The sequence below is a fragment of the Trinickia sp. NRRL B-1857 genome (genome assembly GCF_050470685.1).
GTDB lineage: Bacteria > Pseudomonadota > Gammaproteobacteria > Burkholderiales > Burkholderiaceae > Trinickia.
Genome location: NZ_JBFLUK010000001.1, coordinates 959288 through 984351 on the forward strand (window position 1 = coordinate 959288; position 25064 = coordinate 984351).

Annotated in this window: 20 protein-coding genes; 14 read left to right on the forward strand and 6 right to left on the reverse strand. The window is 64.1% G+C overall.

What is annotated here, in order from left to right:
* Positions 1 to 151 precede the first annotated feature (151 nt).
* Positions 152 to 361 carry a hypothetical protein gene (locus tag AB1286_RS04200; RefSeq protein WP_430362078.1) on the reverse strand — a complete coding sequence of 70 codons (210 nt, stop codon included), beginning with the start codon at positions 359 to 361 and terminating at the stop codon, positions 152 to 154.
* A 145-nt stretch (positions 362 to 506) separates the two neighbouring features.
* On the opposite strand from AB1286_RS04200, the gene AB1286_RS04205 reads away from it, so the two are divergent.
* From AB1286_RS04205 to AB1286_RS04215, 3 genes are all read left to right on the forward strand, one after another.
* Positions 507 to 1415 (forward strand): aldose epimerase, encoded by a 909-nt coding sequence (locus AB1286_RS04205; RefSeq protein WP_430362079.1) that lies wholly within the window; start codon positions 507 to 509, stop codon positions 1413 to 1415.
* 140 nt (positions 1416 to 1555) lie between these two features.
* A complete protein-coding gene (locus AB1286_RS04210; protein ID WP_430362080.1) occupies positions 1556 to 2263 on the forward strand; it encodes a peptidoglycan DD-metalloendopeptidase family protein in 708 nt (235 codons plus the stop codon).
* 434 nt (positions 2264 to 2697) lie between these two features.
* A complete protein-coding gene (locus tag AB1286_RS04215; protein ID WP_430362081.1) occupies positions 2698 to 4326 on the forward strand; it encodes an acyl-CoA synthetase in 1629 nt (542 codons plus the stop codon).
* 38 nt (positions 4327 to 4364) lie between these two features.
* Here the strand turns inward: AB1286_RS04215 and AB1286_RS04220 are convergent, their stop codons facing one another.
* Positions 4365 to 4895, reverse strand: a complete 531-nt coding sequence (locus tag AB1286_RS04220) for a cytochrome b (RefSeq protein WP_430362082.1) — start codon at positions 4893 to 4895, stop codon at positions 4365 to 4367.
* 132 nt (positions 4896 to 5027) lie between these two features.
* On the opposite strand from AB1286_RS04220, the gene AB1286_RS04225 reads away from it, so the two are divergent.
* Together AB1286_RS04225 and AB1286_RS04230 are read left to right on the forward strand one after the other, a co-directional pair.
* Entirely contained in the window at positions 5028 to 5366 is a 339-nt protein-coding gene (locus AB1286_RS04225; RefSeq protein ID WP_430362083.1) for a DUF2288 domain-containing protein, read from the forward strand.
* A 96-nt stretch (positions 5367 to 5462) separates the two neighbouring features.
* Positions 5463 to 5636 (forward strand): hypothetical protein, encoded by a 174-nt coding sequence (locus AB1286_RS04230; protein WP_430362084.1) that lies wholly within the window; start codon positions 5463 to 5465, stop codon positions 5634 to 5636.
* A gap of 84 nt (positions 5637 to 5720) precedes the next feature.
* On the opposite strand, the gene AB1286_RS04235 is transcribed toward AB1286_RS04230, so the two are convergent.
* Positions 5721 to 6659 carry a LysR family transcriptional regulator gene (locus tag AB1286_RS04235; protein WP_430362085.1) on the reverse strand — a complete coding sequence of 313 codons (939 nt, stop codon included), beginning with the start codon at positions 6657 to 6659 and terminating at the stop codon, positions 5721 to 5723.
* A gap of 159 nt (positions 6660 to 6818) precedes the next feature.
* On the opposite strand from AB1286_RS04235, the gene AB1286_RS04240 reads away from it, so the two are divergent.
* Genes AB1286_RS04240 through AB1286_RS04255 form a run of 4 tightly spaced genes read left to right on the forward strand, consistent with a single transcriptional unit; the run spans position 6819 to position 11758 of the window.
* Positions 6819 to 8402 carry an efflux transporter outer membrane subunit gene (locus tag AB1286_RS04240; protein WP_430362086.1) on the forward strand — a complete coding sequence of 528 codons (1584 nt, stop codon included), beginning with the start codon at positions 6819 to 6821 and terminating at the stop codon, positions 8400 to 8402.
* A gap of 10 nt (positions 8403 to 8412) precedes the next feature.
* Positions 8413 to 10599 (forward strand): FUSC family protein, encoded by a 2187-nt coding sequence (locus AB1286_RS04245; RefSeq protein ID WP_430362087.1) that lies wholly within the window; start codon positions 8413 to 8415, stop codon positions 10597 to 10599.
* Between the two features lie 12 nt (positions 10600 to 10611).
* On the forward strand, positions 10612 to 10812 hold the full coding sequence (locus AB1286_RS04250) for a DUF1656 domain-containing protein (RefSeq protein ID WP_430362088.1): 201 nt from the start codon (positions 10612 to 10614) through the stop codon (positions 10810 to 10812).
* A 37-nt stretch (positions 10813 to 10849) separates the two neighbouring features.
* Complete coding sequence (locus AB1286_RS04255; protein ID WP_430362089.1) at positions 10850 to 11758, forward strand: efflux RND transporter periplasmic adaptor subunit; 909 nt, start codon at positions 10850 to 10852, stop codon at positions 11756 to 11758.
* A gap of 104 nt (positions 11759 to 11862) precedes the next feature.
* Here the strand turns inward: AB1286_RS04255 and AB1286_RS04260 are convergent, their stop codons facing one another.
* Entirely contained in the window at positions 11863 to 13539 is a 1677-nt protein-coding gene (locus tag AB1286_RS04260) for a methyl-accepting chemotaxis protein (protein WP_430362090.1), read from the reverse strand.
* 452 nt (positions 13540 to 13991) lie between these two features.
* On the opposite strand from AB1286_RS04260, the gene AB1286_RS04265 reads away from it, so the two are divergent.
* From AB1286_RS04265 to AB1286_RS04275, 3 genes are all read left to right on the forward strand, one after another.
* A complete protein-coding gene (locus tag AB1286_RS04265; protein ID WP_430362091.1) occupies positions 13992 to 15254 on the forward strand; it encodes an MFS transporter in 1263 nt (420 codons plus the stop codon).
* A 123-nt stretch (positions 15255 to 15377) separates the two neighbouring features.
* Positions 15378 to 17093: a S8 family serine peptidase gene (locus AB1286_RS04270; protein WP_430362092.1), complete on the forward strand. Its 1716-nt coding sequence runs from the start codon at positions 15378 to 15380 to the stop codon at positions 17091 to 17093.
* A gap of 267 nt (positions 17094 to 17360) precedes the next feature.
* Positions 17361 to 17642 carry a hypothetical protein gene (locus AB1286_RS04275; RefSeq protein ID WP_430362093.1) on the forward strand — a complete coding sequence of 94 codons (282 nt, stop codon included), beginning with the start codon at positions 17361 to 17363 and terminating at the stop codon, positions 17640 to 17642.
* A gap of 72 nt (positions 17643 to 17714) precedes the next feature.
* Here the strand turns inward: AB1286_RS04275 and AB1286_RS04280 are convergent, their stop codons facing one another.
* Both AB1286_RS04280 and AB1286_RS04285 read right to left on the reverse strand, forming a co-directional pair.
* The gene (locus AB1286_RS04280) at positions 17715 to 18536 is read right to left on the reverse strand and encodes a 5'-methylthioadenosine/adenosylhomocysteine nucleosidase (RefSeq protein ID WP_430362094.1); all 822 of its coding nucleotides are present in this window, start codon (positions 18534 to 18536) and stop codon (positions 17715 to 17717) included.
* Positions 18537 to 18558: 22 nt separating this feature from the next.
* Positions 18559 to 20913 (reverse strand): UvrD-helicase domain-containing protein, encoded by a 2355-nt coding sequence (locus AB1286_RS04285; protein ID WP_430362095.1) that lies wholly within the window; start codon positions 20911 to 20913, stop codon positions 18559 to 18561.
* A gap of 237 nt (positions 20914 to 21150) precedes the next feature.
* Between AB1286_RS04285 and AB1286_RS04290 the strand changes: the two genes are divergently transcribed.
* Together AB1286_RS04290 and galU are read left to right on the forward strand one after the other, a co-directional pair.
* Positions 21151 to 24039, forward strand: a complete 2889-nt coding sequence (locus AB1286_RS04290) for a valine--tRNA ligase (RefSeq protein WP_430362096.1) — start codon at positions 21151 to 21153, stop codon at positions 24037 to 24039.
* A gap of 52 nt (positions 24040 to 24091) precedes the next feature.
* Positions 24092 to 24973: a UTP--glucose-1-phosphate uridylyltransferase GalU gene (gene galU / locus AB1286_RS04295; RefSeq protein ID WP_116141407.1), complete on the forward strand. Its 882-nt coding sequence runs from the start codon at positions 24092 to 24094 to the stop codon at positions 24971 to 24973.
* The last annotated feature ends 91 nt before the right edge of the window (positions 24974 to 25064 follow it).

The following is a 25064-nucleotide window of genomic DNA, read 5'->3' on the forward strand; positions in this document are numbered from 1 at the left end:
CGACAAACCCCTACTGCGTCAGTTTGACGTATGTCAAGCTGACGCGCGGCAGGCATTAGCAAACGTTAAACCGTGGAGACGAAACAACGCGGCGCGGCGACACACGCACTCGCTTGCGGCACGCGCCCGGCCTTCGGGCACTCGCGCCGGGTCAGCGCGGGAGGCGGTAGAAGAAAAAGACCGTGCTGCCGGCAAAGATGCCGAACAGCGAAAGGCCCATTGCCATGGCGAGATCCATGATGGCTCCGGAACGTTTTTGCGGTTGACGCTTCAGCGGACGGCGGCGGCGCACGCGGCGGCCCGCGTCGAGCACGGGTCGCGCCACGGCTGAAAAAGACAAAATATCCGCAGGCGAAGCCATTATGCGCTCGGGCCTGCCCGCCCGGAAGCGGCAATTTCCCCAGCAGGGTTTTTCCGGACGCGAACCCGAGGCACAATCGCATGTCGCCCGCGGCGAAGGCACGGGCATCCCGCCACCCTTTGAACCTCACCGAATACCGCCCCTCATGACCGATTCCTTGCAGCCCGACCTCGTCGACATCGCGCACGGCGCTTCGCGCCTTCAGCTTGCACCGCAATTGGGCGGGCGGCTACTGAGCTGGCGCATCGGCGACGAAACCGTCATTCATTGGCCGGAAGGGGCCGATTGGAGCAACGTGCCGCGCGTGCGCGGGGGGAATCCGTTGCTCTTCCCGTTCCTCGGGCGGCATCGTGTCGATGGCCGCATCGGCGAGTGGCGCGACGCGCAAGGCGTCGTGCGCACATTGCCGATGCACGGCTTTGCGCGCGACTTGCCGTTCGCATGCGAAGTGGATGCCGACGGCCACGGCGTGCGCATGACGCTGACCGATACGGAGACCACGCGCACGCAATATCCGTTCGCCTTCCGCTTCGAAGCCGCGTACCGGCTTGCCGACACCCACACGCTCGAGGTGACGCTCAGCACGGCGAATCTCGGGGATGCCCCGCTGCCCTACTACGCCGGCCATCACTTCTACTTCGCCTTACCGCACACGCTGCGTGGCGAAACGACGCTCGAGTTGCCGCCGACGGAACGCCGCCGGCAACTCGAAGACGGATCGATCGGCGCACCCGAGGCCGGCGCCGTTCGCTATAAGCTCGACGATCGGCTCATCCACGATCGTTTCCATTGCCTGCAAGGCATCCCCGCCACGCCCGTGCGGCTCGACTGCCCGGCGCTGCGCCGGCGCATCGAAATCGACCTCGACTGCGAAGGCTCGGTGCCGTGGTACGCGGTTACGACGTGGACCGAAGCCGACAACTCCGATTTTTATTGCGTCGAACCTTGGCTGGGCCTACCCGATGCGATCCACAACGGCCTCGGGCTACGCTGGCTCGAACCGGGCCGCGTCGAATCGGCGACGCTCGTCATTCGCGTGGCCGAGCTCGACTAAGCGCCCGGCGCGCCGTCGTCGCAGGTCCGATTCGCCGTTTTACGCACATTCGTAAGCTGAGCGCCGTTACAATCGGACGTTTTGTCCGCCGCGCCGCCCTCTCGGCGCGGCGGCGCGTTTAGAGCGTCAAGCGAGGTTCAATGTTGCGCAAAACAATGATGCGGCTCGCATGCGTGCCGCTGGGGGCGGTGCTGGCCGCATGCGGATCGGCGCCGGTCGGGCCCGGGTACTATCGGGTCGAGCGTGGCGACACGGTCACTAAGATCGCGCGCGCCAACCACGAGTCGGTGCAAAGCATCGTCCGCTGGAACAACCTATCGAACCCCGATGCGATCGAAGTGGGTCAGGTGCTGCGCGTCGCTCCGCCCGGCGCTACGCGCACGGCGAGCGCACCGATGCGCACGGCCCCAAGCTCGGCTCCCGCCACTTCCGGTACCGGCGCCGCATCGCGCGCCGCGCCCGCCACCGTCGCCCCCGCCAACGGCATCTCGCTCGTATGGCCCACAACGGGCACGGTCATCCACGGTTTCGACGGCGTCACCTATAAGGGTATCGACATCGCCAACGCGGCCGGTACGCCGATCGTCGCCGCCGCGCCGGGCACGGTCGTGTACGCGGGCAACGGCTTGCGCGGTTACGGCAACTTGCTGATCGTCAAGCACGAAGGCGATTTCTTGACGGCCTACGCGCACAATCGAACGCTGTTCGTGAAGGAAGGCGAACGCGTCACCCAAGGCCAAAAGATCGCGGAGATGGGAGATACCGATAACGACCGCGTGGCGCTGCACTTCGAATTGCGCTACGGCGGACGATCGATCGATCCTTCGCGTTATCTGCCGTCGCGTTAAAGTAAAGCCGAAGTTGCGGCGCACCCCGAAAAAAAGAGGCCCGGACGAGCCGGGCCAACGGGGGTTCGGCGCAGTGAGGCAAAGGACCGGTTCGCCATGCGCCGATTACAAATTTACCGATTTCGCAATACATCCACAATGGATTTATTGCGAAAAGAGCGGTAATTGGCACATAGTGCAGAGATAATGTCATAGAAATAGGGCTTCGCTCGCGAATTGGCCGTCGCGTCGTTAGTAAAAACCCGGAGCGCCGAGCGGGACGCGCCGAGCGACGGGGATGAGCAAGCGAAATTGCAATTGCCTTTGGTCGGCTGATTTACTGCCAATCAGCTGACATAATCGATCGACTTGCAATTGTTCTGCATTTTTGTCGATTTTTTTATCGGCGAATTAGTTGGGTCGACCGAAGATAAGACGATAGAAGGAGACACGGCATGCTTACCCGAACCAACCACTACGAAACGCTCGTCGCCGATTTTGCATGGCGGATCCCCGCACGCTACAACATCGGCGTCGACGTCTGCGATAAGTGGGCCGACGGCTCGCACCGCCTGGCGCTCGTCTATGAGCGGCGCGACGGGACGGTACTGCGCTACAGCTTCGACGAGCTCAAGGCTCTGTCCAATCAACTGGCGCATAGCTTCGCGCGCCACGGCGTGACACGCGGCGAGCGCGTGGGCATCTTCCTGCCCCAGGCACCCGAAACGGCGCTCGCGCATCTGGCGGCCTACAAGCTCGGGGCGATCGCCGTACCGCTGTTCGCGCTGTTCGGCGTCGAGGCCTTGCAGTACCGCCTGTCGAATAGCGGCGCCGTCGCGCTCGTCACCGATACCGCGGGCTTGAAGAAGATCGACGAGATCCGCGATTCGCTGCCCCAGTTGAAGACGATCTATTGCATCGACGGCGACGAGCAGGCGTTGCAAGCGGCGGGCGTCCTGCCGTTTTGGTCCGCGCTCGAGCATGAAACGCGTGTGCTCGAACCGCTCGATACGAGCGCCGACGACCCGGCCGTCATCATCTATACGTCCGGTACCACGGGGAAGCCGAAAGGCGCATTGCACGCGCATCGCGTGCTGCTCGGGCATCTGCCCGGCGTCGAGATGCCGCAAGCGTTTTTCCCGGAACATGCCGGGCTCATGTGGACGCCGGCTGACTGGGCTTGGATCGGCGGGCTGCTCGACGTGCTGCTGCCCGCTTGGCATCACGGTATCCCCGTACTGGCCCGTAGGTTCGAAAAGTTCGATGCCGAAGCGGCCTTCGAGTTGATGGCGCGCCACCGGGTCACCCACGCATTCCTGCCGCCGACGGCGCTCAAACTGCTGCGTACCGTCGAGCGCCCGCGCGAGCGATATACGCTGTCGCTCGTCGCCGTCTCGAGCGGTGGCGAATCGCTTGGCGAAGAGTTGATCGAATGGGGCCGCGCCGCGCTCGGCGTCACGCTCAACGAGTTTTACGGGCAGACGGAATGCAACGTCGTCGTCAGCTCGTGCAGTGAGCTGTTCGAGCCGCGCATCGGTTCGATCGGCAAGGCCGTGCCGGGGCATCGCGTCGAAATCGTCGACGACGCCGGCAACGTGTTGCCGATCGGCACCGAAGGCAACATCGGCATCCATGCACCCGATCCGGTCATGTTCCTCGGCTATTGGCGCAATCCCGAAGCTACCCGCGAGAAATTCGCTGGCGAATTTCTCGTCACGGGCGATATCGGCGTGATGGATGCGGACGGCTTCATTCGCTTCGTCGGACGTAACGACGACGTCATCACGAGTGCCGGCTACCGGATCGGGCCGGGCCCGATCGAAGACTGCCTGCTCGGGCATCCGGCCGTGCGCATGGCCGCCGTGATCGGCGTGCCCGACGCGACGCGTACCGAAATCGTCAAGGCGTTCATCGTCCTGAACCCCGGATACGAAGCCGGCGATGCCCTCGTGCGCGATATTCAGGAACATGTACGCACCCGGCTGGCAGCGCATGAATATCCTCGGGCCGTGGCCTTCGTCGAGAGCTTGCCCATGACGGCCACGGGCAAGATCGTGCGCCGGGAGCTGCGCGCGCTCGGCTGACGCGCGCCGGCATACACGCGATCGCCGGGAGGCATACGTTAAGCCATCCGGCGCAGCACGCGATCGCGCAAGAAGAAATGATGGTAGAGCGCCGCAGCGACGTGCAGGCCGATCACCACGAGCATGACCCACGCGAAGACTCGATGCGCGTCGCCGAGCGTATGGCCGATCGTCGAGCCCTTCGGCGACAATGCCGGCAAATCGATACCGAACAGCGTAACCTGCCAGCCGCGCGAGGATGCGTTGGCCCATCCCATGAGCGGCTGGACAATCAACAGAAGATAGAGCAAACCGTGCGTCAGATAGGCGACGCCGCGCGTGAAGGGCGTGCCGTCGACGACGTCGGGTTCCTTGCGCACCATGCGCCATATCACGCGCACGATCATGACGGCGATGATGAACGCGCCCAGATCCAGGTGGACGACGATCAACCCCTCGGGGCGCGTCCCGCGATGGATTCCGGGCATCGTCCAAGCGACGATGTACTGCGCGATAAGCAAGAGCACAACGAGCCAATGAAGCAGGCGGGCAAACGGGTCGTATTTCGAAACAGCGACGGGGCCGGACATGATTACCTCGTGATCGGACGAAATCGAAAGCGCGCGGGGATTGTAACGCTCGGTGCCTTTGCCACGGGCCGCGGCGCGCGAGCCGACGCACCCGCGGGTGGGCTTCCATGGTTTATAGTGACGACCCCGAGCATGAACCCTGCCATCGCCATGACGTCCCCCGAGCGCCCCGCCGATACCGGCCATAGCCCGCTTTACCTCAAGTTGCTCGCCGAAACGGCGCAGATTGCCTGGCCCGAACTCGAGCGCTTTTTTGCGCGCGGCATGCTGCTGCTCGTCGCGCGCGATATGGATCTCGTGACGGTGGCGACGGCGATCGCCGAGGACGATTCCGCTCAGGTGACCGGTTGGCTCAGCGCCGGGCTCGTGCAACGCATGCAAGCTCAGACGGCCGCCGATTTCGCGGCGCGCGATCCGAACCTTTGGGCCGTCGTCGTCTCGCCCTGGGTGTGCGTGCAAGAGCGCGACTGATACTGCCCTCGCCCCGGTCACTCAATTCGCCCATTTCGTGCAGCGTGTCCTAGTATGTAGGTGCGCGAGTTCACGAAATCGCGAAAGGAGGCTGCCATGGACGCTGAATCGATCGCCGGCCTGGTCGGGCTAGCCGTCGGACTGCTCGTGCTGCTTGCACTGACGATTTTCGAATCCCGCTCGTACAAGCGCGAGCACAACGGCGAAGGGATGATTCATCACTGGCTGTCCGAGCATCACATGCTCGGCTGGCACCGCACGAAGCACTGACGCCACACGTCGCGTCGTACGCCACTGACGCAAGCCGACGCTGCGCGTCGGCCTGCTTCCCGCGCGAGCCGTATCGCGCGGCGGTTAAGTGCGCGCGAATTTGCGCAACGCCACCTGCTCCAACGCCAGCGTCGCAGGCAATTCGTCATGCAGAAAATCTACCCAGGTGCGGATTTTTGCGTCGAGGTATTGCCGGGACGGATACAGCGCGTAGATATTGAGCGGCATCGACGTGTACTCGGGCAATATCCAGACCAATTCGCCGCTTTCGAGCCAACGCATCGCCGCGTAGGTCGGCAAGACCGCGACCCCCATTCCCTCGCGAACGGCCACGGCCATCGAATCCGCGCTGTTCACCTGAAAGGTCGGCGCCGAGACCGTAATCGTCTCCGTGCCCTTCGGGCCGTCGAAATTCCATCGATCGAATACCGACGCCGGCGTCACGATCCGTAGGCAAGCATGATGGGCAAGATCGGCCGGCGTGCGCGGCACGCCGCGCCGCTCCAAATAGGAGGGCGATGCGCAGGCGATGCTGAAGACGCTACCGAGCCGCTGCGAGATGAGCCCGGAATCGGGAAGGTCGTAGCCGATCACGACCGAGACGTCGAAACCTTCGTCGAGCAGGTCCGGAAATCGCTGCGCAAGCGTCAAATCGACGGAGACGTCGGGGTAGCGCTCTTGATAGCGCCCGACCGCGGGCACGATGTAGCGCGTGCCGAAACTCGCCATCGAATGCAATCGAAGCTTGCCCGAGGGGCGCGCGTGTGCGTCGCTCGCTTCGGCTTCGGCCTGTTCGACATAAGCAAGAATTTGCTGGCAGCGCTGCAAGTAGCGCTCGCCCGCCTCGGTCAGCGCGATGCGCCGCGTCGTACGGTTCAGCAACCGCGTATGCAGATGCGCTTCCAGATCCGACACGGCGCGCGAGGCATATGCAGTGGTCGTGTTCAAGTGTTGCGCAGCCGCGGTAAAACTGCCCGACTCCACTACGCGCGCGAATACGCGCATATTTTGAAGCGTGTCCATACCCACCCCTTTGTCCCTGTGCGCCGCGATTGTTGCATATCCCGCAACACCGATTATCTCAAAAGTGGTAAGAATGCCTTACATCCTTACGGCTTATTCGACAATCGACCAAAAAATATAATTGGTTGCACTCAATAACGTCGCCGAAGGGAGAAAATCGTGCGATTGCCGTTCGGCAAGTGGTGTGCCGCAAGCGCATTTCTTGCAGCGTCGATAATAATAGCCGGCTGTGCGAGCAGCCGCGGCATTGCGCCGCAACAATCGCCGATGGATCCGGCCAAGCTCGATGTCGGCGCGGCCGTGAAAGCGGCCGATCTTAGCGCACGCTGGCCCGACGCCAACTGGTGGCGCGCCTACGCGGACCCGCAACTCGATTCGCTGGTCGCCGCGGCGATCGACGGCAATCCGTCGCTTGCCGCCGCCGACGCGCGCGTGCGCGAAGCGCAATCGCTCGCGGGCGTGACCGCGGCCGCGCTGGCGCCGCACGTGACGGGCAATTTGTCGATGACGCGCCAACATTGGGCCGACAACCCGCTCTACTACGGCCCCGGCGAACTCGCCGACCAGAACACCTGGAACAACACCGGCACGCTCGGGTTCTCGTACCGGCTCGACCTTTGGGGCGGCGACGAACGCGCACACGAACGCTCGCTCAACGCCGCACAAGAGCGCGTGGCGAATCGGCGTGCCGCGCAGCTCGAGCTTGAGGTCAATCTCGTGCGTGCCTACGTCGACTTTTCGAAACAATACGCGCTGCTCGACATCGCGACCGATACGCTCGCGCGTCAACAACAGCTCGCGGCGCTGGCGCAGCGGCGGCTCGCAGGGGGCATCGGCACGCAACTGGAAGTGAGCCAAGCGCAGGCGCCGCTGCCCGAATACGAGCGCCGGATCGAAGCCTTGCGCGAAGCGATCGAACTCGATCGCAACGAGCTTGCCGCCCTGACGGGCAAGGGGCCCGGTGCCGGCGCCGCCTTGAGCCGCCCGGCGCTTGCGCTCGATGCGCCGGTCGCCCTGCCCTCGGCGCTGCCCGCGGAGCTGATCGGACATCGGCCCGACGTCGTCGCGGCACGCTGGGCCATCGCCGGCGCTGCGCGCGGGATCGACGTCGCGCACGCCGCGTTCTATCCCAACATCGATCTCATGGCATCGCTCGGCGGTTTTGCTGCCGGCGGCCCGTTGTTCCAATTCCTGCACGCGGCCAACGGCGCCTGGACTGCCGGGCCGGCGCTCTCTCTGCCGATCTTCGAGGGCGGCGCCCTGCGGGCTCGACTCGGCGCGGCGGCGGCGGGCTACGACGAGGCCGTCGATCACTATGACGCGACGGTCGTGTCGGCACTCAAGCAAATCGCCGACCAAGTCGTGCAGTTGCATTCGCTCGCCGTGCAGCAAGGCGATGCCGAGCGTTCGGCCAGCGTCGCCGAACGCAGCTTTCGGCTCGCGCAGGTCGGCTACAAGCGAGGCCTGAACGACTATGTCAATGTCGTCGTCAGCGAAACGCAATGGCTCGGCGCGCAACAAGGCGTCGCTCAGGTGCGGGCCGCACGGCTCGCAGCCTACGCGTCGCTGATGGGCGCCCTCGGCGGCGGGCTCACGGTGCCCGCCGACGGGCCCGAGGCCGAGGCGATGCAACCGGCGCCGCATATCGCGCTCGGCGATCAACTGCTCAAGCATCTCGCACCGAGCGGCGGTCACGCCGCGGCCGCTCGCGAGGCCGGCGAGCCGACCGCCTCGTCGCGCTAGGACGATCGTCATGTCCGATCCCGCCTTGCCTTCGCTACGCTCGCTGCCCGCCCTTCAGGCCGCGTTCTTGGATTGGGCCCGCACGGACGGGTTGACCTGGATCTACCTGTTCAAGGCGCTCGTCGCCGCGTTTCTCGCGCTCGGCATCGCCATGCGGCTCGATTTACCCCAGCCTCGCACCGCGATGACGACCGTATTCATCGTCATGCAGCCGCAAAGCGGCGCCATCCTAGCCAAGAGCTTTTACCGGATCGGGGGCACGCTCGTCGGGCTCGTCGCGACACTCTTGCTCGTAGCCGTGTTCGCGCCGCAACGCGAACTCTTTCTCGGCGCGCTGGCGCTGTGGACCGGCATCTGCACGGCCGGCGCCGCACGCAACCGCAATTTCCGCTCGTACGGCTTTTTGCTCGCCGGTTACACGGCCGCATTGATCGGGATCCCCGCGGCACAGCATCCGGACACCGCGTTCCTATCCGCACTCACGCGCGCGGCGGAAGTGACGCTCGGCGTCGTATGCGCGGGCCTCGTCGGCGCGCTCGTTTTCCCGCAACAAGCGAGCACGCAAATGCGCACGACGGTGCGCGCGCGCTTTTCGGCGTTCGTCGAATATGTCGCGGCGGCGCTGTCGGGGCAAGTCGATCGCGCGCAAATCGAACGGCAAAACGCACGCTTTTTGGCGGAGATCGTCGGCTTCGAGGCCATGCGCAGCATCGCCGTCTTCGAAGGGCCGGAGTCGCGCGGCCGCGGCGGGCGGCTCGCCAGGCTGAACAGCGAGTTCATGACGGCTTCGACGCGCTTTCATGCGCTGCATCAGTTGATGAATCGCCTGCGCGGCGCCGGCGCGACGCAAGCCGTCGATGCGTTGGAGCCGTACTTCAAGGAACTCGCCCCGCTGCTGCATACGGCTGGCGAACCCGTGCTGACTTCGCGCGACGCCGCCGGCTCGGCGCGCAAACTCGAAGCGTTCAAAGCCGCGCTACCGCGGCGCGTGCGCGACCAACGTGCGGTGCTTGCCGACGAGCCGGAATTTCCGCTGCTCGACTTCGACACCGCGGCGGAATTGCTCTACCGCTTCGTCGACGATATGCACGCGTACGCGCTCACGTACGCATCGCTTGCCGCCTCGACGCACGAGCGCGAACGTACGCCCGAGCGCTACGAACCGAAGACCAATGGCGTGCTGACGTTCGTGGCGGGCGTGCGCGGGGCGGTCGTGATGGCGATGCTCAGCGCGTTTTGGATTGCATCGGCGTGGCCGAACGGCTCGATGCTCGTGCTCAATGCCGCCGCTGTATGCGCCCTTGCCTCGTCCTCCCCGCGCCCGACGCGCATGGCTTACCAGATGGCGCTCGGAACGAGCCTGGCGGCGCTGATCGGGTTCATCGTCGTATTCGGCGTGTACCCCTACATCGACGGTTTCCCGCTACTGTGCGTCGCCCTCGCGCCCGCGCTCGCACTCGGCATTGCGTTGACGATACGGCCGAAGCTCGCGGGGATCGGTGCCGGCTATTGCATCTTCTTTTGCGTACTCGCCGGCCCCGACAACCTCGTGCATTACGATCCGGCGGGCTACGCGAACGACGCCGTCGCGCTCATTTTGTCGATGATCGCGAGCGCGCTCGCCTTCGCGGTGTTGCTGCCCCCGTCGACGCCGTGGCTGCGCCGGCATCTGCTCTCGGACTTGCGGCGCCAGGTCGTCTGGGCCTGCCAAGCGCCGCTCGCGCGCGTGCGCTCGCGCTTCGAGAGCCGCGCCCGCGATCTCGCATTTCAAGCGCATGCCTTGTTGGAACACGATCCGTCCGAGCAACGGCGCGCCCTCGCTTGGCTGATCGCCGTGTTGGAAGTCGGGCACGCCGTCATCGATTTGCGCCGCGAACTGGCCGCCCTGCCCAGCGATGCGCGCTATGCGCGCACGATGCCCTGGCGCCGCGCCATCACGCACTCGTCCAAGGCCGTCACCGCACTCTTCGCACGCCCGACGGATGCGCGCCTGGACGCCGCGCTTGCCGCCAATTTCGACGCGATCGCCGCCACCCAGCAGGCGCTCGCGACGTTCGCGCCACCGCGCGAGGACAGACACCGTCTACAACGCATCCTGAGCTACCTGCACTTCGTGCGCACGGCGCTCATCGACCCTCAATCGCCGCTCGCGCGCTATGCGGGCGAGTCTCGGCGCGATACCGCGGCGCCGGCCTGAAGGAGCTCTCACATGTCTCGCGAGATCGCCGTTCTCGGCGCTTATATTCCCGGGCTCATCCCGCTTTGCCTCGCCGGGGCGGCGCTGGCCTGGCTGGCCGATCGCCTGCTGGCGCAGATCGGCCTGTACCGTTTCGTCTGGCACCCCGCGCTCTTTCGTGCGAGCCTGCTCGCTTGCATCTGCGGCGCGCTCGGGCTTGCCGTCTACCGTTGATTCTTTTTTTCGCCGATCGCTTTTTCAACCCGCAATCATGACGCTTCGACAACTCATCGGTTTCATCGCCACAGCCCTGCTGCTCGTGCTCGCGCTGGCGATCGGCCAGCGGCTCTGGGTCCATTACATGGATGAACCGTGGACGCGCGACGGCCGCGTGCGCGCGCAGATCGTCAACATTGCGCCCGACGTCTCCGGCGCCATCGTCGAGCTCCCGGTCGCCGACAACATGTTCGTCAAGAAAGGCCAAGTGCTCATGCGGATCGACCCGTCGCATTATCAAGTGGCCGTCGAGCAAGCCGAGGCCGCCGTGGCCGCGCGCCGCGCCGAGTGGCAAATGCGCCGCGCCGACGCCCAGCGGCGAGCCGATATGGACAGCTTGGTGGTGTCGAGGGAAAACCGCGAAAACGCCTCGAGCGCGGCAACCGCCGCGCAGGCGCAATATCAGCAAGCCGTGGCAGCGCTCGACGCGGCCAAGCTAAACCTGGCGCGCACGACCGTCGTATCGCCCGTCGACGGCTATGTCACGAACTTGCAGGTGTTCCGCGGCGATTATGCGACCGCCGGCACGCCCAAGCTCGCGATCGTCGACAGCCATTCGTTCTGGGTTTACGGCTACTTCGAGGAAACGAAACTGCCGCGCGTGAAAGTCGGCGACAAGGCGGAAATTCGGTTGATGAGCGGCGGCTCGCTTCAGGGCCACGTGGAAAGCATCTCCCGCGGTATTTACGACCGCGACAATCCGCAGAGCCGCGAACTCGTCGCCGACGTGAACCCGACGTTCAACTGGGTCCGGCTCGCCCAGCGCGTGCCCGTACGGATTCATATCGACAGCGTGCCCGATGGCATCGTGCTCGCCGCCGGTACCACCTGCACGGTGGTCGTCACGCCTTCGGCCCGTCCCGAGACGAAGACCGCGCACCCGGCGTCGAACACGCAACGCTAAACGCGCTAAACACCCCGCGACACCTCGGGGCGGCGAGACCGGTCGCCGCCATGAAAATGGGCCGCTTGCGCGGCCCATTTCGTTCCATCGTCCAAACTTAAGCGTCAGTGTCCGGCGCGCAGCTTGAACTGGCCGACCAGACGCTTGAGCGCCTTGGCCTGATCGTCTAGCGAGCGGGCGGCGGCGGTCGCCTCCTCGACGAGCGCGGCGTTCTGCTGAGTGCCGGCATCCATCTGTGTCACGGCGCGGTTCACTTCCTCGATGCCCGCGCTTTGCTCGGAGGAAGCCGCCGATATCTCGCCCATGATGTCGGTCACGCGCTTGACCGCCTTGACCACCTCGTCCATCGTCTGCCCCGCATCGCTGGCGAGACTGGAGCCGTTCGCGACGCGCTCGAGCGAGGTGTTGATGAGCGTCTTGATTTCCTTGGCCGCCGCCGCGCTGCGCTGCGCGAGCGAGCGCACTTCGCCGGCCACGACCGCGAAGCCGCGGCCCTGTTCGCCGGCGCGCGCCGCTTCCACCGCCGCGTTCAGCGCCAAGATGTTGGTCTGGAACGCGATGCCGTCGATGACGCCGATGATGTCGCCGATGCTCTTCGCGCTGTCGTTGATCTCGCCCATCGTCGTAACGACGCGCGATACGACGTCACCGCAGGTGGACGCGATTTCCGACGCGTTGTTCGCCAGCGTGCTCGCTTGCTTGGCGTTATCGGCGTTTTGCTTCACGGTCGAGGTGAGCTCTTCCATGCTCGTTGCGGTGCGCTCGAGCGAGACTGCTTGCTGTTCCGTACGTTGCGACAAGTCGAGGTTGCCCATGGAGATCTCGCCCGCGGCCGACGAAATCGCTTCGGCACTGGCGGCGATCTCGCCGACCGTGGCGGCGAGACCCGTTTGCATCTCCGTGAGGGCGTACAGCACGCTCGAGTTGTCCTTCTTGCCGAGCCGGATATGGTTCGACAGATCGCCGGCTGCGATATGGCTCGCGATTTCCTTGGCGTAGGCCGGTTCGCCGCCCAGTTGGCGCGTCAGACGCCGCACGACCCACTCGCTGACCACGAACGCCACGATAATCAGCCCGACCGTCATAACGGCGATCATGACGAACGACGATTTGAAGATGAAGGCCGAGGCGCTGATCGTCGCCTTCGCCGCGGTACCGCGGCGCTCCACGAGCTCGTCGACGAGCTTTTCGAGCTTGCCCGTCTCGACGAGCAGCGACACGTCTTGCATCCCGACTTGCCAATTCATTTGCGACAGATCGAGCGACTGCGCTTTCACGAGGGTCACGAACGTACGCAGATGGCCGGCCCATGCGCCTACCGCCTGCGCGAACTTCTTTTGCTCGGCGATGCCGTCGGCGTCGGAAGCGTCCGTGTATTTCTGTAGCGTATCGAGTTCGCCGTTGATCGCGGAGAGCCCCTTCTCGACGTCTTCGCCAAGTTCGTCGCGCTCCTTAGCCGTCGTCGCCGTCAGCAGCATTTTTTGCGCGCGGCTCGCGCGCAACACATTCGCGCGCACTTCCTCGACGGCGCGGCTCGCGACGTGTCCCTGTTCGTAGATCGACTTAGTGGAGCCGTTCAAACGCTCGATCTGCATCAGCGAGAACACGCCGATCATGAGCGTACCGACAAGCACGATCGCGAATGCTAACCGCAGCGAGGCTTTGACCGACAACGAATTGAGCCTCGACTTCGCCGCGCGCTTTTGGGACCGACCTCCCGCCCCGGTGCCGTCCGCAACGAACCCCGCGCTCGAACGCCTGCCCAGCGAAACTGCCTTCATATGAAATCCCCTTCTTTTAATCACTCGCCGCCGTGGGTTGGACGACGCAAACCTTAGATGACCTTCTCGGGTCAACGGCATCGCGCACGCACTTCTTTAGTGCGCGATCCCTATGTAAAACCCGGTATCGGCCGCTCATGGCGCGCCGACGGCTCGATGCCGACGCCTTTATAACCTGACAAAAAGACAAAGCGGCGAAAAGCGTCGGCGCGCGCGACCATCGGTCCATGTCCGCCCCGGGGCGAAGGTGGGACGGTTTCGCGGCGCCGACCATCCGGCTTGGTATCGGCATCTGGGCGGTTGCGGCACTGCATGTCTCATTTGCGACAAAAATTGTCCGCTTATTGCTTTCAAGACAAATTACACTCAAAGCACATATCCACTGACAAGTCGATTTCCGCGCGCCGCCCTCCGCGGTGCGCGCTGTTTTTCTTTTTTCTAAAGTGCCCACGATGCAAACGAGTATTCAGAAAAATACCCTTGCCGGGGACCCGGCAACGGCGATACCCCCCGCCGCTCACGCGGCGGCCGGCGCGGTTTCCCGCACCGCCTATACCGTGCTCGGCGCGATCAGTTTCTCGCATCTGCTCAACGACATGATCCAGTCGTTGATCCTTGCGATCTATCCGATGCTGAAGCAGAACTTTTCGCTGTCGTTCGCGCAAATCGGGTTGATCACGCTCACTTATCAGATCACGGCCTCGCTACTGCAACCGCTCATCGGGCTCTACACCGATAAGCGCCCGCAGCCCTACTCCCTCCCGATAGGAATGGGCTTCACGCTATCCGGGCTCGTGCTGATGTCGATGGCGCCGAACTTCGGGGTTCTGCTCGTCGCCGCCGCGCTCGTCGGCTGCGGCTCGTCGGTGTTTCACCCGGAATCGTCGCGCGTGGCGCGCATGGCGTCCGGCGGACGCTACGGGCTCGCGCAATCGCTCTTCCAAGTGGGCGGAAACGCTGGATCGTCGCTCGGGCCGCTCCTCGCGGCGCTCATCGTCATTCCGCACGGTCAACGCAGCATCGCCTGGTTCTCCGTGGCCGCGCTAGTTGCGATCGTCGTGCTGTTCAATATCGGCCGCTGGTACAGCCGGCACCCGGCCACGAAGAAAAAGCCAGGCATGCGGGCCGCGCATCCGTCGCTGCCCAAGTCGCGTGTCGCGCTCGCCGTCGGCGTGCTCGTGCTGCTCGTGTTCTCGAAGTACTTCTACCTTGCGAGCTTGAACAGCTACTTCACGTTCTATCTGATCGACAAGTTCCATCTGTCAGTCCAGGCCGCCCAGATTCACCTGTTCGTGTTCCTGGCCGCGGTTGCCGCCGGTACGATCATCGGCGGCCCGATCGGCGATCGGATCGGCCGCAAGTACGTCATTTGGGCGTCGATCCTCGGCGTTGCGCCGTTCACGTTGATGCTCCCGTACGCCAACCTGTTCTGGACGGGCGTGCTCACGGTCATCATCGGCGTCGTGCTCGCCTCCGCGTTCTCGGCAATCATCGTGTATGCGCAAGAGCTCATTCCCGGCAACGTCGGCATGGTCGCGGGGCTCTTCTTCGGCTTCGCATTCGGCCTCGGCGGCGTAGGTGCGGCCGTGCTCGGCGATTTGGCCGACGCCACGAGCATCGCTTTCGTCTACAAGGTCTGTTCGTTCCTCCCGCTGATCGGCGTCCTGACGATGTTCCTGCCCAATATCGAACAAAAACGCGTAGCGCACGCCTAACCCGCATCGATACCCCGCCCGTGCGCGGGGTTCTTTTTGTCCGAAATCTGCGCCGCGCGAGCCGCTAGGATCTCGAACCGATTACTTTGCGAGCTTCTTTTCCTCCTCGCAAAGGAGTCGCCGATGATCCGATTCGAGCGATGCCGAAGCTTTCGCACCGCATCGAAACGCTCGTTGGCCGCGCGCTACGCGGCCCTCGGCCTTGCCGTTGCAGCCTGTGCCGGCTGCTCCGGCGGCGGCGATCGTCATAGCGCCGGCGCGCCGGTCGCTTCGTCTTCCGCCCCCGAGCGGGCCGATCCATTACTGCCGTTGCAGTGGCATCTCGTGAACACGGGCCAAATCGGCGATCCGGCGCTGCGGCTACGCGGCTCGCCCGGGGTCGATCTGAACGTCGCGCCCGCTTGGCGGCGCGGTTTCGACGGGCGGGGCGTGACCGTTGCCGTCGTCGATAACGGCATTGAAATCGGGCATGAAGACTTGCGCCCGAACATCGCGCCGGGACTCGGCTTCAACTATCGAACCGGCACCCTCGACCCAACCCCGCCCGACCGCAGCGCCTCGCACGGCACCATGGTCGCCGGCGTCATTGCCGCGGCGCGCAACGGCACCGGCGGCGTCGGCGTAGCCCCGGGCGCCAAGCTCGCCGGCCTGAACATGCTCTCCACGCAATATGCTTCGGACGCCGTCGATGCGCTCGGCCGCGGGATTGCCGACAACAGCATCGCGATATCCAACAATAGCTGGGGACCGGACAGCCTTGGCATGCCAGGCCCTATCGATGCCATGTTGGCCGCGATCGTTCGCAAGGGGGTGGACCAAGGCCGCGCCGGAAAAGGCATCGTCTACGTATTCGCCGCCGGCAACAGCGATCTGGACCCGCTCGAGTTCTTGGAATCGAGCGAGGGCACGCCACGCTATACCTCGAGCAACTTCTACGGGCACCGGCCCGCGCAATCGTTGATCGTCTGCGCCGTCAACGCGAACGGCCTCGCTTCATCGTATTCTGCCTACGGCTCGAACCTACTCGTGTGCGCGCCGAGCAGCGAGTCGGCCGACCTCGCCGGCGTACCGCCCACCCCAGGGATCACCACCACCGAGCCATACGGGCGCTATAGCCATACCTTCGGCGGCACGTCAGCCGCGGCGCCCGCCGTGTCGGGCGTAGTAGCGCTCATGCTGCAAGCGAACCCGAACCTGACTTGGCGCGACGTGCGCCTGATTCTCGCGCGCACCGCGCGCATCTTGCCGTCGATGGAGCGTGACCCGAACGCGCAGTGGGTTCGGACAGGTGCGATCAACGCGCACACGGGCAAGCCCTACCGCTACAGCACGCGCTACGGCTTCGGATTAGTGGATGCGAGCGCGGCGGTCTCTTACGCCGAGCGATTCGTGTCGGTGGGCGGCTCATCGCAGGCATTTTGGGCACGGAACTGCAACGTGTCGTTTCGCGAGGGCGGCTCGGCAGGCAGCAGCGAAGCCTCGTCGCGCACCGTCGCGCAAACGCTACCGATTCGATGCGGCGGCCAAACCGTCGAATTTCTGGAAGCCGACATCACGCTGGAACACCCGAACTTCCGCGCGCTACGCGTGACGCTCGAGTCCCCGCTCGGCACGGAAATCGTGCTGAGCCCCGAATACCCGCGGTGCGAGAGGACCTTCCAATTGCGCGGCGAATCGGGTGATTTTTGCGGCACGGCAAGCTTCGGCCATCGATACCGTACGCACGCGGTGACGGCACTCGACGAGCCCGCAAGCGGCGACTGGTTGCTTCGCATCGAGGACACCGCCGGGACGGGCGTACCGGTACGCCTACGCAGCGCCCTCCTTCAGATCACCTAGTCATCCACGTCCATGCGAAAACACGCTTTGTTCACGGCCTGCGCCGCCGCTTTGCTGTGCTCGAACTCATCCGCCTCGTCGGCGCCGCAAGCACACGCGCCAGAACGCTACTGGTACGACGGGGAGACCAAAAGGCCGCTGTATCGCCAGCCGCCATTCGAGCGAAAACACGCACGGCATATTCAAGGAGCGAACGATTCGCTCGCGGCTCGGACACGGGCACAGGCACGGGCACAGGCGACATCGGACGAGAGAGGCGAACAAGCGTTGAACGTCTACACCACCGAACCGCATCCGGGCAAAGGACGGCTCATGACGCAAGCACCGGGCATCCTATTCCTCGTGGCCGACGGCGTCAGTGCGGACCGCGTACACGCTTGGTTGCACGTGCGCGGCTTTCGCGCGGCGCCCATTGCCGATGGAATGGCTCACAAGGTCGGCGCGGTCACGGGAGACAGCGCACTCGAACTGGCGAATGCGCTGTATGAAAGCGGCCTCGTCCAATACGCTCAACCCAACTGGGTGATGGACGTCGGCGCTGCCCGCTAGCTCGCCAGCCCGCGAGCATCAAGGATCAAGCATCGAGCGATGCCGCCGCGCCTTCGGAACTGAATGAACGGCTCAGGCGCGAACGCCAGCCAAAACCGAATAAGCACTCAGGAAACGGCGCAGCACGCCCGAGGAATAGGCGCCCGCGATATCGGTCAAGAAATTCGTAAACGAAGCCGTCGCATGATCGTCGGCCGTATCGGAAATCGTGCGGACGATCGCACAAGGCACGCCGTGCTCGTAGCAGACCTGTGCCATCGCCGCCCCTTCCATCTCGACGGCCATGGCCTCGGGCAACGCATCGGCCAACGCGCGAACTTCGCTCGCGCTCGAGACGAAGCGGTCTCCGCTGATGATCAGCCCGCGATGCACGCGCGGCGCTTGAAAGCCGAAGCGCTCGGCAAGTGCCGGGCCTTCGTCGGCCACGAACGCCTCGCAGGCGGCAGTGAGCGCATCGGCCAACGGCGTGTGGGCGGGAAAGTGCGCGCGCTCGAGCAGCGGCACCTCGTAGCGGGGAAACAGCGGCGAGGCATCGATATCGTGCTGCAACAGCGAATCGGCGACGACGATGTCGCCCACGCGCACATCACGCCCCACGCCACCCGCCACGCCGGCAAACACCATGGCATCGACACCGAACGCATGAATGAGCGCGCTCGCGGTGGCGGCGGCCGCAACTTTGCCGACGCGAGCCAGCGTGACGACGCACGGTACGCCATGCGCATTGCCGACGTGATAGTCGCGCCGCCCCAAGGTAATGGTGCGCACCTCGCCCTCGGCTCGCATCGCCTCCACGAGATCACCTAGTTCTTGCGGCAGCGCCGCCAATACCGCTAGGCGGCGCACAGCGCTGCCGCCATTGCCGCCGTTATCGTTTTGTTCAACCATGCTCATCGGTTTCTTCTTGGGAATAAGGTCACTCGATCACTTGGAGCTTAGCGACCGACAGAGCCAGCCATTTCTCGCCGTGCCGCTTGAATCGCACTTGCGCGCGCGCATCGGCTCCATTGCCTTCGAGCGCCGTGATCGCGCCCTCGCCGAACTTCGTATGGAACACTTGCTGACCGACACGGAAACCCGTGTCCGCTGCGCGCTGCTCGTTCGCGAATGCCGGCAACGGTGCGGATTCGAAACTCGCGGAAGGGCCGCCGCGGTCAGGACGCGCGAACCAATCGCGCCCCCACCCGGCGTTGTCCGACCGGCCGCCCCAGCGCGATCCCGCCTCGGCCTTCGGCGTCAGCCACTTGAGCGTGGCTTCGGGCAACTCGTCGAAGAAGCGCGACCGCACGTTGTAACGCGTCTGCCCGTGCAACATGCGGCTTTGCGCCAACGAGAGGTAGAGCCGCTCCTTCGCACGCGTGATCGCGACGTACATGAGCCGGCGCTCTTCCTCCAGCCCGTCGCTTTCCTTGGCGCTGTTTTCGTGCGGGAACAGTCCCTCTTCGAGCCCGGTGATGAAGACGGCCGTGAACTCGAGCCCCTTCGCCGCGTGCACCGTCATCAATTGCACGGCGTCCTGTCCCGCTTGCGCCTGGCTCTCGCCGGCCTCGAGCGAAGCGTGCGACAAAAAACCCGCAAGCGGCGTCATCGTATCGGGGTTTTGCGCCGGATCGCCGATGCTCGCGGCATCGAGCACGACCGTTTCGTCATCGAGGGAAGAAGCCGCAAGCTCGGGCGCCGCCGTCGCGCCGGGCGCCAAGCGGACCGAGCGCGCGGGCGTATCGAGGCCGTAGCCCTCTTCGCTCACGAACGCCGTGGCCGCGTTGACGAGTTCCTGCAAGTTCTCGAGACGATCCTGGCCTTCTCGCTCGTTCTGATAAAACTCGGCCAAGCCGCTCACGCGCACCACGTATTCGACCGTTTCGGGCAAGCTCATCCGCTCCGTCTCGACGCGCATCTTCGCGACGAGATTCGCGAACGAGCCGAGGCTCGTACCGGCTTTGCCCGTTACGTAAGGAATCGCGGCCGCCATCGAGCAGCCGTAGAGACGCGCCGCGTCGGCCAACTGCTCGATCGAGCGCGCGCCGATGCCGCGCGTCGGGAAGTTGACCACGCGCGCGAACGCCGTATCGTCGTTCGGGTTGTCGATGAGGCGCAGATAGGCGAGCGCGTGCTTGACTTCCTGCCGCTCGAAAAAGCGCAGACCGCCGTAGACGCGATAAGCGATGCCGGCGCTCACGAGCGCGTGTTCGATCGTGCGCGACTGCGCGTTGCTGCGATAAAGCACCGCGATCTCGCCGCGCGTGAGCCCGGTGTTGATCAGCGCGCGAATTTCCTCGACGATCCAACCGGCCTCCTGCGAATCGGTCGCAGCCTCGTAGACGCGTACGGGCTCGCCATGTCCCGCGTCCGTCCGCAAGTTCTTGCCGAGCCGCCGCGAATTGTGCGCGATCAGCGCATTCGCCGTATCGAGGATGTACCCGTGCGAGCGATAGTTCTGCTCGAGCTTGATCAAGTTGCGGACGTTGAACTCACGTTCGAAGTCGAGCATGTTGCCGACGTTCGCACCGCGAAACGCGTAGATCGATTGATCGTCGTCGCCCACCGCGAAAATGGCGTTGCTTTGCCCCGCCAGCAGCTTGAGCCAGGCGTATTGCAGCTTGTTCGTATCTTGGAACTCGTCGACGAGAATCTGCTTGAAGCGAGCTTGATAATGCGCCCGCAGCGGCGCGTTATGCGCCAGCAATTCGTAGCAGCGCAGCAGCAGTTCGGGAAAGTCGACGACGCCCTCGCGCTGGCACTGCTGTTCGTACGCCCGGTACAGCTCCACGAATTTCAGGTTGAAGCTGTCGGTCGCATCGACTTGATCGGGGCGCAGGCCCTGCTCCTTCGCATTGTTGATGAAGTATTGCAGGTTCTTCGCCGGGTATTTTTCGTCGTCGACATTGAGGCCCTTCATCAGGCGCTTGATCGCCGATAGCTGGTCGGCCGTATCGAGGATCTGGAACGTCGCGGGCAGCCCGGCATCGCGATGGTGGGCCCGCAGCATGCGGTTGCACAGACCGTGGAACGTGCCGATCCACATGCCGCGCGTGTCGATCGGCAGCAGCGCCGACAGCCGGCTCATCATCTCGCGCGCAGCTTTGTTCGTGAAGGTCACGGCGAGCACCGTGGCCGGCGACGCGTAGCCTTGCTGGATCAGCCATGCGATGCGCGTGATGAGCACGCGCGTCTTGCCGCTACCCGCGCCCGCCAGGATCAATGCCGGTTCGTTCGGCAGCGTGACGGCTGCGTATTGTTCGGGATTCAGATTGGCGAGCAGTTCTGGCATGGAGGAAGCGGTTCTCAAGCGGGCGGACGGAGCGAAGGAGCGTGTAATGGCCGGATGCGGCCGCATGCGGCAACGCTTTGCGAGCCCAACATTATAAGGCCGCGCGCAGCAGGCATCGCCCCTCCCCTTATAATTGACGGTTTCGGACTTGCAAACCCGAGCCGGCTGTGGCGGGCGCGCAGGTTCCTACCCCGATCATCCACATCACCTCAGGCATTTTTCGGCGGATTTCCAACCATGACCGACACCACGCTGGCGAAAAGTTTCGAGCCCCAGACGATCGAGGCCCAATGGGGCCCCGAATGGGAAAAACGCGGCTACGCACAGCCGACCTTCGCGCCCGACCCGGCGCGGCCTGACGAGGCGCAATCGAACTTCTCGATCCAACTGCCGCCGCCGAACGTCACCGGCACGCTGCACATGGGGCACGCGTTCAACCAAACCATCATGGACGGCCTCACGCGCTATCACCGCATGCGCGGCGCAAACACGCTGTGGCTGCCGGGCACCGATCACGCGGGCATCGCCACGCAAATCGTCGTCGAACGCCAACTCGACCAGCAAGGCGTCTCGCGCCACGATCTCGGCCGTGAAAAATTCGTCGAACGCGTCTGGGAATGGAAGGAGCACTCGGGCTCGACGATCACGAACCAAGTCCGGCGCCTCGGCGCATCGATCGATTGGTCGCGCGAGTACTTCACCATGGACGAGAAGATGTCCAAGGTCGTCAGCGACGTGTTCGTACGGCTTTTCGAGCAGGGCCTGATCTACCGAGGCAAGCGCCTCGTCAATTGGGATCCGAAGCTGATGACGGCCGTCTCCGACCTCGAAGTGGCGAGCGAAGAGGAAAGCGGCCATCTCTGGCACATCCGCTATCCGCTCGCCGACGGCAGTGGCCATCTGACGGTCGCGACGACGCGTCCCGAAACGATGCTCGGCGACGTGGCCGTCATGGTCCACCCCGAGGACGAGCGTTATGCGAGCCTGATCGGCCGCATGGTCAAGCTGCCGCTTTGCGATCGCGAAATTCCCGTGATCGCCGACGACTACGTCGAGCGCGAATTCGGCACGGGCGTCGTCAAAGTCACGCCCGCGCACGATTTCAACGACTACCAAGTCGGCCAGCGCCATGGTTTGCCGCAAATCGAGATCCTCACGCTCGAAGCGAAGATCAACGATAACGCCCCGGCGACCTATCGCGGCCTCGATCGCTTCGAGGCGCGCAAGCGCGTCGTCGCCGACCTCGAGGCACTCGGTCTGCTCGAATCGGTTAAAGACCACCGTCTCATGGTGCCGCGCGGCGACCGCACGGGCGTGGTGCTCGAGCCGATGCTGACCGATCAATGGTTCGTCGCGATGAGCAAGGCGGCGCCCGAAGGCACGTTCCATCCGGGCAAGTCGATCGCGCAAGTCGCGCTCGACGTCGTGCGCAACGGCGAGATCGCGTTCGTCCCCGAGAACTGGACGACGACCTACTACCAGTGGCTCGAGAACATCCAAGACTGGTGTATTTCGCGGCAACTGTGGTGGGGCCATCAAATCCCCGCCTGGTACGGCGAAAACGGAGAAGTGTTCGTCGCGCGCGACGAGGCGCTGGCGCGCGAACAAGCGCAAGCGGCCGGCTACACGGGCGCGCTCAAGCGCGACGAGGACGTGCTCGACACGTGGTTCTCGTCCGCGCTCGTACCCTTCTCCTCGCTCGGCTGGCCGAACGAAACGAAGGAGCTCGCGGCGTTCTTGCCGTCGTCCGTGCTCGTCACGGGCTTCGACATCATCTTCTTCTGGGTCGCGCGGATGATCATGATGACGACGCACTTCACCGGCAAGGTACCGTTTCACACGGTGTACGTGCACGGGCTCGTGCGCGACCATGAAGGCCAGAAGATGTCCAAGAGCAAGGGCAACACGCTCGACCCGATCGACATCGTCGACGGCATCGATCTGGAAACGCTCGTCGCCAAGCGCACGACGGGTCTCATGAACCCGAAGCAAGCCGCGACGATCGAGAAAAAAACGCGAAAAGAATTCCCTGAAGGGATTCCGGCGTTCGGTACCGACGCCCTGCGCTTCACGATGGCGTCGATGGCCACGCTCGGGCGCAACGTCAACTTCGATCTCGCGCGCTGCGAGGGCTATCGCAATTTCTGCAATAAGCTGTGGAATGCCACGCGCTTCGTGCTGATGAATTGCGAAGGGCACGACTGCGGCTTTTCGAAGCCCGGCGCTTGCGCACCCGGCGATTGCGGCCCCGGCGGCTACACGGACTTTTCGCAAGCGGACCGCTGGATCGTCTCGCTGATGCAGCGCGTGGCCGCCGAAGTCGAAAAGGGCTTTGCCGACTATCGCTTCGACAACGTCGCGAACACGATCTACAAGTTCGTCTGGGACGAGTACTGCGACTGGTACCTTGAACTTGCGAAGGTGCAGATCCAGAACGGCACGCCCGAGCAGCAACGCGCCACGCGCCGCACGCTGCTGCGTGTGCTCGAAACCGTGCTGCGGCTCGCGCACCCGGTTATTCCGTTCATCACGGAAGCGCTTTGGCAGAAAGTGGCGCCGTTGACCGATGCCTACCCGCCGGGCGCCGCGAGCGGCGAAGCGTCGATTATGGTGCAACCCTACCCGCGCAGCGAAGAGAAAAAAATCGACGAAAATGCCGAGCAATGGGCGTCGGATTTGAAAGCGGCGATCGACGCTTGCAGAAATTTGCGCGGTGAAATGAACCTATCGCCCGCAACGAAGGTCCCTTTGCTGGTGCACGGCGATGCGGGTCAATGGCAGACGTTCGCACCTTACGCACAAGCGCTCGCGCGTTTGTCGGAAGTGCGCATCATGGCCGACGAAGCCACGCTCGACGCGCAATCGCAAGGCGCGCCGATCGCCATCGTCGGCGGCGGCAAGCTCGCTTTGCTCGTCGAAATCGACGTCGCGGCGGAACGCGAACGGTTGGGCAAGGAAATTGCTCGGCTCGACGCGGAAATCGTCAAGTGCGCGGCGAAGCTCGGAAACGAGGCTTTTGTCGCAAAAGCACCGGCTATCGTCGTAGAGCAAGAGCAGAAAAGGCTGTCACAATACCGGGACACCATTGCCAAGCTCAGCGCGCAACTGGCGCGCCTGCCCGCTTGACCATTTGCATCGATTGGGCACGTGGTCCCACCAGTACAAATAGGGTAACGCCATGCTAAAAGTCACCAAGGCAGTCTTTCCCGTAGCGGGCCTCGGCACGCGCTTTCTTCCGGCCACCAAGGCAAGCCCGAAGGAAATGCTGCCGATCGTCGACAAACCGTTGATTCAATACGCGGTCGAAGAAGCGATGGCCGCCGGCATCACCGAAATGATCTTCGTGACGGGGCGCAGCAAGCGCGCGATCGAGGATCACTTCGACAAGTCGTACGAAATCGAGGCCGAGCTCGAGGCGCGCGGCAAGGAGAAGCTGCTCGAACTCGTGCGCAGCATCAAGCCGAGCCATGTCGATTGCTTCTACGTGCGCCAACCCGAGGCGCTCGGGCTGGGTCATGCGGTGCTGTGCGCCGAGAAGCTCGTTGGCGACAATCCGTTCGCCGTCATCCTCGCGGACGACTTGCTCTACGCCGAGCCGCCCGTCATGAAGCAGATGATCGACGTGTTCGATCACTACCATAGCTCGGTCATCGGCGTGGAAGAAATCCCGCCGCAAGATACGCGCTCGTACGGCATCGTCGACGGCAAGGAGTGGGAAGACGCAATCATCAAGATGTCGGGCATCGTCGAAAAACCGGCGCCCGAAATCGCGCCGTCGAACCTGGGCGTCGTGGGCCGCTACGTGCTCAAGCCGCGCATTTTCGATCATCTGCGCGCGCTCAAGCCCGGCGCGGGCGGCGAAATCCAACTGACCGACGGCATTCAATCGCTGCTCGGCGACGAACAAGTGCTCGCCTATAAGTATCACGGCACGCGTTTCGATTGCGGCAGCAAGCTCGGTTATCTGAAGGCGACCGTCGAGTTCGCCTTGCGCCACCCGGAAGTGGCCGAGGATTTCGAGCACTATCTGCGTACGCGCTCGCCGGTGATGGATAGCTAAAGCGACGCGAAGCGATTGAGGGAAAAGGGGCTACAGCCGGTATCGGCTGTAGCCCCTAAATTTTTTTTGTGGGCGCCGGTCATCGACGCGG

Coding starts and splice junctions, on each gene's coding strand:
- AB1286_RS04255 (WP_430362089.1), top strand. CDS start 10,850: ATGACGCTTCGACAACTCATCGGTTTCATCGCCACAGCCCTGCTGCTC.
- AB1286_RS04215 (WP_430362081.1), top strand. CDS start 2,698: ATGCTTACCCGAACCAACCACTACGAAACGCTCGTCGCCGATTTTGCA.
- AB1286_RS04230 (WP_430362084.1), top strand. CDS start 5,463: ATGGACGCTGAATCGATCGCCGGCCTGGTCGGGCTAGCCGTCGGACTG.
- AB1286_RS04225 (WP_430362083.1), top strand. CDS start 5,028: ATGAACCCTGCCATCGCCATGACGTCCCCCGAGCGCCCCGCCGATACC.
- AB1286_RS04265 (WP_430362091.1), top strand. CDS start 13,992: ATGCAAACGAGTATTCAGAAAAATACCCTTGCCGGGGACCCGGCAACG.
- AB1286_RS04220 (WP_430362082.1), bottom strand. CDS start 4,895: ATGTCCGGCCCCGTCGCTGTTTCGAAATACGACCCGTTTGCCCGCCTG.
- AB1286_RS04290 (WP_430362096.1), top strand. CDS start 21,151: ATGACCGACACCACGCTGGCGAAAAGTTTCGAGCCCCAGACGATCGAG.
- AB1286_RS04235 (WP_430362085.1), bottom strand. CDS start 6,659: ATGGACACGCTTCAAAATATGCGCGTATTCGCGCGCGTAGTGGAGTCG.
- AB1286_RS04250 (WP_430362088.1), top strand. CDS start 10,612: ATGTCTCGCGAGATCGCCGTTCTCGGCGCTTATATTCCCGGGCTCATC.
- AB1286_RS04210 (WP_430362080.1), top strand. CDS start 1,556: ATGTTGCGCAAAACAATGATGCGGCTCGCATGCGTGCCGCTGGGGGCG.
- AB1286_RS04260 (WP_430362090.1), bottom strand. CDS start 13,539: ATGAAGGCAGTTTCGCTGGGCAGGCGTTCGAGCGCGGGGTTCGTTGCG.
- AB1286_RS04245 (WP_430362087.1), top strand. CDS start 8,413: ATGTCCGATCCCGCCTTGCCTTCGCTACGCTCGCTGCCCGCCCTTCAG.
- galU (WP_116141407.1), top strand. CDS start 24,092: ATGCTAAAAGTCACCAAGGCAGTCTTTCCCGTAGCGGGCCTCGGCACG.
- AB1286_RS04280 (WP_430362094.1), bottom strand. CDS start 18,536: ATGAGCATGGTTGAACAAAACGATAACGGCGGCAATGGCGGCAGCGCT.
- AB1286_RS04285 (WP_430362095.1), bottom strand. CDS start 20,913: ATGCCAGAACTGCTCGCCAATCTGAATCCCGAACAATACGCAGCCGTC.
- AB1286_RS04200 (WP_430362078.1), bottom strand. CDS start 361: ATGGCTTCGCCTGCGGATATTTTGTCTTTTTCAGCCGTGGCGCGACCC.
- AB1286_RS04270 (WP_430362092.1), top strand. CDS start 15,378: ATGATCCGATTCGAGCGATGCCGAAGCTTTCGCACCGCATCGAAACGC.
- AB1286_RS04205 (WP_430362079.1), top strand. CDS start 507: ATGACCGATTCCTTGCAGCCCGACCTCGTCGACATCGCGCACGGCGCT.